Raw genomic sequence first — 2806 nt, 5'->3', positions numbered from 1 at the left:
GCCCACCGCCTTGGCGATATTGACGGTCGGCAACAGCGTGTTCGCCGGCTCCGGCAGCGTCGGCGAGGGGCCGAAATCCTCGCCCTGTGCCAGGTTGGACTGATCGCCGCAGGCCGCGAGCGGCAGCACCAGGGCGAGGCACAGGGCGAGCCGGCTGGTCGGAAGCGATCGGCGCATCGACAAATCTCCACGGGAGGAACTGAACAATGGCAATGTCGGAAGCGGGGTTGTGTTCAATTCCCACCCGTGAAAATCAGTGAGACGGCTGGTCGCAGGGCGGCCGCGGCAAAAACCACGAACAAGAACGACAACGGGAAGAGAGCCGATGGGAGAAACGTCCGAGACCGCACAAGCGGCGCGGTCGCGCGCATGGCGCGGCGTCGCCGATCTGTATCATGCGGTGTTCACCGGCTTGGTCCTGTCTCTGGTCAGCCGCCGCGGCACGGCGGATGCCGCCGAATTCGTATTCCGGGTGTTTCGCCGTCAGCAGCAGGAGCGCTTCGTCTCCGGTCTCGCCAAGCTCGGGCTCAGCGATCTGCCGCCGGCGGTCGCGGCGGCGCAGTATCACTATCTGTCGAACTGGATCGGCGGCGTGCATGTCGAATACATGTACGAAACCGATCGCAAGGCGTGGATCCGCTATCCGCCGCCGCGCTGGATCTGGCGCGGCACGGCGATCTGCGGCGTGCCGGGCGAGGTGTCGAAGGCGATGCTGCGAGGTTGGCACGCCAATAACGGCGTCGCGCTCGGCAATCTCAAGCTCGGCTTCGTCTGCACCAAGCAGAGCGTCGACGGCCAGGACGGATTGGAAGGCTATTACTACGAGGCCGATCATGCCCTCGAGCCGGATCAGCGGCTGCAATTCGCCCGCCATCTCGAGGCGCCGCTGTTCGATCCGGCCGCGGCGCCGGCGCTTCCGGTCGAGAGCTGGCCGAAGCCGCGGCTGGAGAAGGCCTATCGCAACTACGCGATGGAATATGTCCGCACCGCGGCGCCGACCCTGGTGCAGCTGTTCGGCCCGCTCGACGGCGGCTATCTGCTGCATCTGACCGGCAAGCTGATCGGGATGCAGAGTTACGACGAGTTGGCGCCGGCGCTCGGCGTCACCGGCCGCGATGCCTGCGGATTCGCCGCCTTGCTGCGCGGGCTGCTCGATGCGCAGGGCGATGACGTCGAACTGCGCGAGGTCGGTGGCGGCTTCGAACTGCGGCAGGGCGGCTGGAAATTGATGGACGGCGTTGCCGACGCCGATCCGGCCTGCGTCCGGGTGCTCGAAGGGCTTGCCGAGGGGCTGGCTGCGGCGTGCGGCCGTGGCATCGCTGTCAGCCTGGCCGGCGATCACCGCACCGCCTCGCTGGTGTGGACCGTGCGCTGAGTCCGTTCCGACCTGTCTGCGGGTGGCCATGCGCGGCGCGACCATCGCGCCGGCTCGGAACGGTGATAGGAAGACTGACGCCCGGCTGAAGATCGGGCTCGGGGGAAACGCATGTCCGATATTGCCGTGGCGGAGCTGCCACCGGTCGCGCAAGCCGCGCCGGCTCCGCCTGCGCCGACGCCTCCGCCCCCCAAGAATCCGCTGCTCGACGATGGCATCCTGCGCACGCTGCTGCGGTTGTCGTGGCCGAACGTCGTGGCGCTGACCGCCGGCACCTGCGTGGCGATCGCCGAGACGTCGTATATCGGCCGGCTCGGCACCGAGGCACTGGCCGCGATGGCGCTGGTGTTTCCGTTCGTGATCCTGACCATGACGATGTCCGGCGGCGCGATGGGCGGCGGCGTCGCGTCGGCGATCGCGCGGGCGCTCGGCTCCGGCGACGACGACCGCGCCGCGGTGCTGGCGATGCACGCGCTGCTGATCGGGCTGTGCTTCGGCCTGGTGTTCACGGTCGGGATGCTGACGTTCGGCGAGCGGGCGCTGGCGCTGCTCGGCGGTCGCGGCGCGGTACTGAGCCAGGCGGTCGGCTACGTGCACATCTTCTTCGCCGGCGCGGTGGTGCCGTGGCTGATGAACACCTTCGCGGCGATCCTGCGCGGCACCGGCAACATGAAGCTGCCGTCGCTGATGATCCTGAGTTCGGCGATGCTGCAGATCGTGCTCGGCGGCGCGCTCGGCCTCGGTTTCGGGCCGATCCCGCGGTTCGGCATGCCGGGCGTCGCTGCCGGCACGCTGACGGCGTTCTCGATCGGCGCTGCGGTGATGGCCTGGGTGATCTTCTCCGGCCGTGCCGGGGTGAAGCCGCGGCTCGCCGGCCTGCGGATCGAGCGCGGCATGTTCTTCGACATCCTGAAGGTCGGTGCGGTGTCGTGCTTCTCGCCGCTGCAGTCGGTGCTGACGATCACGATCTTCACCCACATGCTGGCGCATTTCGGCACCGCGGTGCTGGCCGGCTACGGCATCGGTGGCCGGCTGGAATTCATGCTGACCTCGATCGCGTTCGCGGTCGGCATCGCGTCGGTGCCGATGATCGGCATGGCGATCGGCGCCGGCCGGGTCAAACGGGCGCGGCAGATCGCCTGGACGGCGGGGCTGGTGTCGTTCCTGTTCGTCGGCGTGGTCGGCACCGGGATCGCGATCTTCCCGCACCTCTGGATCGACCTGTTCACCGACGACGCAGCGGTGCGGCTCGCCGGCGAGCAGTATCTGCGTGCGGCCGCACCGATGTACGCATTCATCGGGCTGGCGATCTCGATGTATTTTTCCGCGCAGGGCGCCGCCAGGGTGCTCGGACCGGTGCTGGCGCAGACCGGGCGGCTGCTGTTCGTCGTGGTCGGCGGCTGGCTGCTGATCAAACACCACGGCAGCACC

General features: G+C 68.5%; 2 protein-coding genes. Both read left to right on the top strand.

Annotated elements, in window-relative coordinates:
- The first annotated feature begins 325 nt into the window (after positions 1 to 325).
- A complete protein-coding gene (locus DYI24_RS24535; RefSeq protein ID WP_164574178.1) occupies positions 326 to 1375 on the top strand; it encodes a hypothetical protein in 1050 nt (349 codons plus the stop codon).
- A gap of 111 nt (positions 1376 to 1486) precedes the next feature.
- A partial coding sequence (locus DYI24_RS24530) for an MATE family efflux transporter (RefSeq protein ID WP_164574177.1) occupies positions 1487 to 2806 on the top strand: 1320 nt, incomplete at its 3' end.

It is taken from the genome of Rhodopseudomonas sp. BR0C11, from assembly GCF_010820945.1.
Classification (GTDB): Bacteria; Pseudomonadota; Alphaproteobacteria; order Rhizobiales; family Xanthobacteraceae; genus Rhodopseudomonas; species Rhodopseudomonas palustris_H.
The sequence above is the reverse complement of the archived record's forward strand: the minus strand, read 5'-3'. Positions and strand labels throughout refer to the sequence as shown.

Bases quoted from the DNA above. Each gene is read 5' to 3' on its own strand.
- DYI24_RS24535 (WP_164574178.1), top strand. From the start codon at position 326: ATGGGAGAAACGTCCGAGACCGCACAAGCGGCGCGGTCGCGCGCATGG.